The organism is Aeromonas sp. R10-2 (genome assembly GCF_040908445.1).
GTDB lineage: Bacteria > Pseudomonadota > Gammaproteobacteria > Enterobacterales > Aeromonadaceae > Aeromonas > Aeromonas veronii.
This window is the reverse complement of the sequence record NZ_JBFODS010000057.1, coordinates 1-8,230: the sequence shown is the minus strand read 5'-3', so window position 1 is coordinate 8,230 and position 8,230 is coordinate 1. Positions and strand designations below refer to the sequence as shown.

The 8,230-nt window shown below is 51.0% G+C and carries 7 protein-coding genes and 3 pseudogenes; 1 reads left to right on the top strand and 9 read right to left on the bottom strand.

Annotated elements, in window-relative coordinates:
* Both AB5Y97_RS11945 and AB5Y97_RS11940 read right to left on the bottom strand, forming a co-directional pair.
* Nucleotides 1-475: pseudogene (locus AB5Y97_RS11945) on the bottom strand (IS3-like element ISAeme20 family transposase); the annotation flags it as partial.
* 49 nt (nt 476-524) lie between these two features.
* The gene (locus AB5Y97_RS11940) at nt 525-1,250 is read right to left on the bottom strand and encodes a hypothetical protein (RefSeq protein WP_368158014.1); all 726 of its coding nucleotides are present in this window, start codon (nt 1,248-1,250) and stop codon (nt 525-527) included.
* 197 nt (nt 1,251-1,447) lie between these two features.
* Between AB5Y97_RS11940 and AB5Y97_RS11935 the strand changes: the two genes are divergently transcribed.
* A complete protein-coding gene (locus AB5Y97_RS11935) occupies nt 1,448-1,945 on the top strand; it encodes an antitoxin Xre/MbcA/ParS toxin-binding domain-containing protein (protein ID WP_333563458.1) in 498 nt (165 codons plus the stop codon).
* Between the two features lie 250 nt (nt 1,946-2,195).
* On the opposite strand, the gene AB5Y97_RS11930 is transcribed toward AB5Y97_RS11935, so the two are convergent.
* The 7 genes and pseudogenes from AB5Y97_RS11930 to AB5Y97_RS11900 all read right to left on the bottom strand — a co-directional run.
* Complete coding sequence (locus AB5Y97_RS11930; protein ID WP_024946124.1) at nt 2,196-2,495, bottom strand: hypothetical protein; 300 nt, start codon at nt 2,493-2,495, stop codon at nt 2,196-2,198.
* A gap of 54 nt (nt 2,496-2,549) precedes the next feature.
* Nucleotides 2,550-3,443 carry a TnsD family Tn7-like transposition protein gene (locus AB5Y97_RS11925; protein WP_231554919.1) on the bottom strand — a complete coding sequence of 298 codons (894 nt, stop codon included), beginning with the start codon at nt 3,441-3,443 and terminating at the stop codon, nt 2,550-2,552.
* Nucleotides 3,444-3,704: 261 nt separating this feature from the next.
* Nucleotides 3,705-4,166: pseudogene (locus AB5Y97_RS11920) on the bottom strand (TniQ family protein); the annotation flags it as partial.
* Nucleotides 4,167-4,170: 4 nt separating this feature from the next.
* Entirely contained in the window at nt 4,171-5,130 is a 960-nt protein-coding gene (locus AB5Y97_RS11915; RefSeq protein ID WP_024946122.1) for a TniQ family protein, read from the bottom strand.
* Nucleotides 5,127-6,575 carry an ATP-binding protein gene (locus AB5Y97_RS11910; RefSeq protein ID WP_024946121.1) on the bottom strand — a complete coding sequence of 483 codons (1,449 nt, stop codon included), beginning with the start codon at nt 6,573-6,575 and terminating at the stop codon, nt 5,127-5,129. Before AB5Y97_RS11910 ends, AB5Y97_RS11915 begins: the two co-directional genes overlap by 4 nt.
* On the bottom strand, nt 6,572-7,738 hold the full coding sequence (locus tag AB5Y97_RS11905; protein WP_368158012.1) for a hypothetical protein: 1,167 nt from the start codon (nt 7,736-7,738) through the stop codon (nt 6,572-6,574). The genes AB5Y97_RS11910 and AB5Y97_RS11905 overlap by 4 nt, the downstream gene beginning before the upstream one ends.
* Before the next feature lie 57 nt (nt 7,739-7,795).
* Nucleotides 7,796-8,230, bottom strand: a pseudogene (locus tag AB5Y97_RS11900) (IS30-like element ISAs2 family transposase); the annotation flags it as partial.

The following is an 8,230-nucleotide window of genomic DNA, read 5'->3' as shown; positions in this document are numbered from 1 at the left end:
GTCTGGCGCGTCTTGCTGTGAGCAGCCCGAATGGCGACCTTGAGTCGTTCATCTTCTTGTTGGCGCTGTGACGGTGGACGCTGGCGCCAGTGGTAGAAGCCCGCACGAGAGACCTCCAGCACACGACAGATAACGGAAATGGGATAGATGTCCTTTTGGTTGGCTATCCACGCGTACTTGGCAGTGACTCCTGAGCAAAGTACGCGGCGGCCTTTTTTATGATGTCGCGCTCCATGTTGGCTTGTGCGAGAGCTTTGCGTAGCCGGGCCACTTCAGCCTCCAGCTCGGCGACAGAACGCGCTCCGGGAATGGCCGATGTATCCTTTCCTCCTTTGGCTGCGACCACCCAGTTGCTCAGTGTGCCTTTGGCAATACCCAACCTTCTGGCGGCTTCAGCTTGGCCAAGGCCTTGCTCCAACACCAGTCGAACCGCCTCTGCCCGAAACTCTGGTGAATAGTGTTCTCTCGATTTCATTCAATACCCCCGATTGTCTCATCGTAACAATCGGGACTGTCTGTGAAAATCAGGATACCTCACTGGCCTTAACCAAGTCAGCTAAATATTCCTCACCCACACCACCCTTGAAGAGTTCATCAATGGACTCGGTCAACTTTTCCAGTAACTGGAGGCAACGTCCCCAACGCCATTTTTCCAATCCAGTCACTACGATGGATGCAAAGATTGCGATCGAAGACCCAACAAAAGCAAAAAGCACGTCATTGAGCAAGCGAGAGACACTTTCGGTAACCTTGGCAGGATCCGACACATCAAAATGCATCAAACCCGACATCAAACCCAGGAAGGTGCCTACGATACCTAACCCTGTCAGTACACCTGGCAGGTGTTTGAAAACCTCGGTGCGGAGAGGCGTCTCTACAATACTAGGCACTGAGAAGAAAGTGGCAGATAGGGAGGTTGCTCGCACAGCAACTAATCGACTCTCTCCCTCAACCAATTCACTCTGTCTGTGCAGAGTGTCAGCGTATTCTTTCCATGCATGATTCATGGCCCGATATTTGGGCTCAGCAAACATGGCTGTAGCCTGTTCTAACTTTTCAGAAGCAGGTAGTTCATGCTGTATTTCTAATCCCTTGCTAGCCTGCTTTAACTTGTTCGCCACCAAAAATGATGGCCCAAGATAAAACACACAAAAAAATGCGGAAAACAAAACTACCAGACAGAACACGATGGTAGGGACAGAGCTGGGCTCAAGGTGCTTAAGCCAGTCGAACAACAAGGTGAAATTCATGCATCACTCCCGATTTTGAAGTGATGCAGTATACCAATTCCAATGAACACTTTTTTAATCGAAATCATGCAATTGGGCCCAATCGACACAAACAACTTAAGAGACTGATTTAAAAGGATTTAATATATTTATCGTTCTTGTGGTCACCCGCTCACGAATACCCCAAACTAGATGATGACCCAATGAACTCCTGAGTGATGATTCGCATTGGGCTGCCATCAACAACCCCCAGACGGAGGCGCAGACTCATGATGACTCATGTAGAGCAATCTCCCCCAACCAGCAATCTATCTGTTCTGGAGTCGCTCGGTCTACCACGTAACTGGCTAGCCGCCCATCAGCACATAGTGTCTGGTGTATCTCCTGAGATCGTCGTCAAACTGAGCAAGCTATTGGGGTCTAATACCCGAACAATTTGCCAGATGATTGGCATTAGCCGAGACACACTGAATCGCCAAATCAAACGGGGCAATCGCTTATCGACAGCTCAGGGAGATCGCGTTTACTGGGCAGCCTTAGCAGTGGACGCAGCCATATCCCTACACCGGGGAGATACTGCTAAAACGATGAGATGGCTCACCCGCTCTGCGTGGGGATTAGGTGGTGAAAAACCGGCCGATGTGATTACTACGCCTATGGGAGCGCAGGCAGTTATCGATCTTGTCGGCCGGATTAGGCATGGCATCCCCTGTTGATTAACAGTTCATACGTGACCATAAAGCACCAACAATAGGCTCATTTGGTGAGCCGATCACCCCGACCAATCGGCTCATTTGATGAGCCGATCACCTCGACCAATCGGCTCACTTGATGAGCCGATCACCTCGACCAACCGACTCACTTGATGAGCCGATGACCTCGACCAATCGACTCATTTGATGAGCCGATCACCTCGACCAATCGGCTCACTTGATGAGCCGATCAACACAACCACTCAAATCGTGGTTAGATAAGCTCTCGATTGCCTTCAATTTTCCCAAATTGATCAGGGTCTGCGGGTTGATAATCATCCGAAAACATATTCATCAACCGATGCTCCTGTCTCAGGTTGGCCAGCGCCCCAAAAAAGCAGCCTTCACATAGGTGTACCTGATATCGTTCACCATCGTGCTGCGAACCATACCCCCAGCGCGCAGCCAGCGTGCCGAACTCCTGCGTACCAATGGTGGTTGTCGTGCTGCTGCCACAGACATCGCAGAGAATATCGACGACTTGGGTGGTGGGGAAGATGGCTTCGACTTTCATGGCAATACTCCTCGTGTTGACCCCTGACAGCCGTGCCGATATCACCGGTGGCCATCAGGGTTTGGGATGCTGGGCTGCGTAAGCAGCGACAAGTCGCACAGCCAGCGCATAGCTGAGCGGTAATCTAGCTTTGTATTTCCTGAGCCAATCCGGTCTGCCAAGCGCTCTCTCCAGCGCGGACAGTGACCTTGCCTCCCCGTCCAACTGTTCGAGTTGGGCCACCAGTGCCCGGTCACGTTGTGCCCAATCCACGGAGGGGTGGTAGACAGACTGTTTGGGAGCGGGCAACTGCTGATACAGCCAGGAGCGATCATGCCGATAGAGCCAGCTGAATGCCGTTCGGCACGCCTGTTCGATGCCACCGCGACTGGCATCGACATGCTGTGCCAGGTATGTCGTCAATGTATCTCGGTGCTCACGCAGCTTACGCACGCTGCCCAGATGCCGCCGCCAATCAGACAACCCCTGATGGCTCTGAATGATGGCTTCGACCGCACCGACTGAGACGCCATGGCAATGGGCGATCTGCTGTCGGCTTACCCCCATGAACGCCTGCCGCCATATTCCCCGCGCCACCGCCGCAGTGATGCGCTGGGCTCGGTGTTCGACGGGGTGGTTGTGTCGCAACGCGAGTTGCTTGATATAACCGACACTGTAACCGGTCTGGCGGGCGACCTGACGCATGGAGAGCGGCTCTGCCAACCACCTTAGCACTGCTCGCTCGACGGCTTGCGCGTCACGCGCTGGCGGCACAGGCAACACCTGCTGCACCTCGATGGAGAAGAACTCCGCTGGGCTGCGACTCACAAACGCCATCAGCATCACATGTTTCAGGTAGTGGTGACTGCGGTCACCGTGCACCAGCCCCGAGACGTATCGATAGTTGGCCAGCCCCGGCGGCACTATTGGCGTTATATCGGCAAACAACCCCTGCCAGAACTCCGTCATGGCCTGCAACAGGGGCTGGCTACGCAGATGGCCTCGGGCCGTCAGATAGCCCTGTTGCCCGAGCCATCGCTGGTACAGCTCCGCTAGCGACTCCGTTGGCGACTGGACGCACAGATACCGATGCAGAGCGGTGATATATGTAGAAAGGTTTATTTCCTGTTCAGATGGACGCGATTGTTCACAGGGTATCTCGGGATCCGGTAGAAGCAGTTGCCGATCAATGCCTCCTGCACTGGCCGCCAGAGTTTGCAATCGCAGCGCATGCTTGGTACAGGCCGTGACCCCGTACAGTTGATGCGCCGTATGCCAATATCCACATCCTACGTCCTGTTCATCCTCTCGCAAGCAGGCGGGACACCATTTCAGGCAGACACCGCCAAAAGCCAGCTTGCTGGCCGCTTGTCCTGACAGGGCCATCAGCCCCTGCCCTTCACCCAACATCGCAGATGCCAGGGTGTCGACTTGCAGCTTGTCTCTCAACGTAAGGGCATAAAGCGGGAAACCCGTGCCATGGTGCAGCAGGTATTGTGGATCCACTCCCGCTGCCTGGGCCGTTGCCTCAATATGACCAGGTAATGACGGATGCAGACGAATGGCCGGATGATGGAACAAACGGTCACAGACGCGGTTGCGGTCACTGTAGGCCGACTGCACGAAATACTGCGAGACCCAACTGTAGGCCGACTCACCAGGGATGTACGCCGGGATTACCGAGCCCAACACAAGGTCAGCCCTCAGACCTCAGGAGCCCCATCAGATCGACGCCTGCATGCTGCAACATGAGAAGGTGGACCAAGGGGTGCAACGGATCTCGGGCTGACTGCTCATGGTAGCCCCGTGCATTACGCAGCTGAGGAGGTAATTGCCATCCCTGACCGTCCCCCTCTGAATTGGTGAAATACGCAGTGAGCGCCAGGGGATCACACTGCGCGTCCATCTGCTGAAACCACGCATTGATCGCTTTGATGCTCTTGACCGTGCGCATCGCCTCGCCCGAGATCCCCATAGCCTCTCTCACATAACCTGTGAGCGTTGACAGAGTGAGGCTGCAACCCGACTGGGCCAATGCCAGCGATGCCAACTCGATTTCACGCATCCGCTCGGTAAAATGACCATCGTATCCCCCCATCCAGTGGCCGCAGTGCGGGCAGAGGTTGTCATAGGGAGGAATGGGCAGCGCCGACAACACCATGGCTACAAAACCACAGCCAACACAGCGTCCGGATAGGCCACGTTGATGCCGATGGCAATGAAACACCCCTGGCAATTGATGGTCGCGGTGGTAATAGGGCATGCCCTGAGTATCCTGATCCTCGGCAATACAGTCTGTACACCAACGCCAGTATCGATGCTGTACATTGTTCTGACCGGTCACCCTCAACCGGAGCGGCGTGTGGCCCGTCAACGCAGACATCAACATACCCTGCTCAGGCAGGCTTAAAAACGGGGTAAGATAATGGCCGTAGCCATGTGTCTGCCAGGGCTGCGCTATCCCCTTCGCCCGAAAAATGGCATCGAGGGCCATGTCATCGGCATGAGATAATCGTTGGGGGCGAATAGGTGGACTACCCAGACCCAGCGCTTTTACCGTAGCGGTGAACGTCCCATGGATGCTCAGCACATGCATTCGACCAGCCACGGCTCCCAGATGTTCGCCCGGCAGCAACTCTAAACGATGGAGGATCATTTCGGCTGCGCCTTATCTAGGTTGTAGCCGAGTTGTCCTAACAATACTGACGGCGATAACTGATCCAGTTTTTTACGTTTCTGTACCTCAATCTGCGATGATACGGGTTTGTCGCTCAGCTCGACTTCCCCTTGAATCAGGTTCATGGCGGGCGGCGGAGCTATCTGTGTCATGACATCAGAATGACTCGCCACCGACTCCAGCATCAGCATCGGCTCAAAATCCTCAAATTTGTGGTAATCACCTTTTCTCAGTGCAGTTAACGCCGGGGTCAACACTCTAAATTCACGATTAAAAACTAAGTCCAGCGCGGCTATCGAAAGATCTTGATCCTGAGGTGCCAGGAACGTGAGATAGGCGAGCGTGGCCCTAACCAGGCTACTGGCAATTGCCGGAATGCCCGCACTCAGATAATGAATATGCCTACACAATATATCTACCGATGTTGATTGATTTTTTAGTAATTGAGTCTGGCATAGCAGGCGGATAAAGCGGTTCCAAAATGAGCTATTAGAATCGCAACTCGCCAATAACATAGATCCATTTTTGGTCACTCGCCGACCGATAGTTGTTTCACGCTCAAATAATGCTAGCGTTGCAAATGTTCCTACCAGCATGATCGGCACACCGACTCTGTTGAACAATTCCTCGACAAATTTTATCGACGTTTTTTCATTGATACTTAAAACTTCATTACGGGAGGATTTGGCTAGATTTTGGGCCTCATCAACGACTACCAACCCAACACTATGACCGATAAGAAGCTTGCGCACTATGGTAATTAACTCATTAACAGACCTATTACGGTGTTCATATGCATATGCTTGTCCGGTCACCTCATCCAGCGCCTCCAGCATATTCAACAGCAGCGCTTTTTGACCACGACGCTCGTGAATTTCTACATACAGATACGTTACCTGAGATTGATCAAGCGTATGCTCCTGCCCCTTGTGGTCGGTATAATTGAAATGTTCAATAACTTGATCAAATAGTTTCAGAATACGCCTTACCATAAATGATTTACCACGACCACTCAGTCCAATCAACAAATAACTCTGCAATACAGAATAGAGTTCCAAGCTTGATAAATATGCAACCTGATTGGGATTGGTCTTGTCTCTATCGATAGCCGTCAGTATCCGCCGTATATCTGTTCGCAGAGGATTGCGTTTATCATACCCCGCTTCAATCATGCGTCGCATGACATCATATAAACGATATGCCTCGTCTTGAACGGCATAAACATCATTCAATTGATCGATCAGGGTTCGGATATAATAACCATGAAGTGATGCATCAACACCAGTCAAATCAACATTGTTAATAAAAGGCAACTCGCTGAGTGCATAAAACTGCTGCATTGTTAATGGCTGACCCAGCGCCTCAATTAATGGGTTGTCTCGATACTGTCGATTAGGATGCATATAATAATTTGGCTGGCTCATTGTTCGTCTTCCTGAAAGGATATTACTGTCGGATCATTCAAATTTTGTTTAGATTGCAGCGATTTGGGCCGATGGATTTGATCCCGGTTGTCGACCCCAGAGAGATCGGCATAAATGGCTTGCATTTCATTATGTCGCTGCTGTACAGCCTCAATATGCTTGAGGGTTTTCATCCCTGGCTGAATGCCTTTAGCATTGGATTTTTTAAGATGGCGACTTTCTGCTCTAATCGCATCATCACATTGTTTTAAATCCATTTCCAATAATGCACGTGCATCAAATCTGCTTTCATCTAGAATAGCCAGTTGTTCTTTGACAATCGCTTGACGGCGCATGACATTGGCCCAAATTTGATTTTTATAGGCTTCGCTACGATCAGTCAAATCCAGTTGGAGGAGCTCTCCACTTTCGTCATCTCCATACCAGATATGATTAGTGCTGATATCGGTATATCGAACCTTTATTTTGAAACGACCAATATTTTTTGCTCGGTCAAGATAGCCCCTACGTACAATTTCATTACAATTATAATATAAACCTTTGAAGAACACTCCCTGAGACCTAACTGTTGCCTCTGCTTCCGGCAACAATGCGTATCGTAGGCGATTTGTTGAAACTCGTGGTTTCAATATCGCCTGCTCCATCCCCCAATCCCAAACACCACGAGATGTAAAAACCACACCATCTCGCGACATCTCAAAATTATGAGATAGGACTCTTTCCCTGTTATTGTTGGTAAATATGATACATTTTATCAGTCGAACCATAAACTGTTCATAGGTATACAAAGAATTACGGGATGCATGTTGGTCTTCTTTTTTTGGAGATTTTACAACCTTGCCAGAATCAAAGGGAATCGCTAGAGACTGAATAATATCAAAACTCTTCTCAACCGTGCCTTTCATATCACCACGATGATATGCATTAAAATTGCCTACAGTAATACCAATTTGACCGCGAAGGAGGGAAGCTATATTGCTATCAGTATTCTCTGAACCTCGGTCTAACGTTAATTCACGACAAACCTCCTGGCAGGGCCAATCAGACTCAGCTATTTCATAGCCATACTGTCTACAAAATTCGACCTTATTACTCATAGCATTAAATAATGCCTGACTGGCACCGTGCCAACAAGGACTATCAAAACCAACATGAATTCCCACAATCATTCCACTGAAACTATCAACAACGCGAATTCAACTTCGAAGTGCGACACTCGCCTATGCCGCCTGACGGTACTCTTCGAATACCTTGACAGGCTGCCTGAATCCGAGACATTTCCGAGGTCGTAGGTTGAGCCACTGCTCCGCTCTCCTGACATCCTCGTCCGTGACCTCTCTCAGGTCTGTTCCCTTTGGGATAAACTGCCTCAACAGCCCATTGCTGTTCTCGTTCAGACCGCGCTCCCACGAAGAGTAAGGGTGCGCAAAGTAAGTCTCGGCACCCAGCGCTTCCTCTATCGCCTTGTGTTCGGCAAACTCGCCGCCGTTGTCAAAGGTGATGGTATGCACCTGCTCGATGTAGGGCGTTAACATCTCGATTATCGCATCCCGCACCACCCCAGCCTGTTTGCTCGCGACCCGCTTGACCAGATAGAGCCGGCTCTTGCGCTCCACCAGGGTGACCAGTGCACCTGTGCCTTGCTTGCCCAGCAC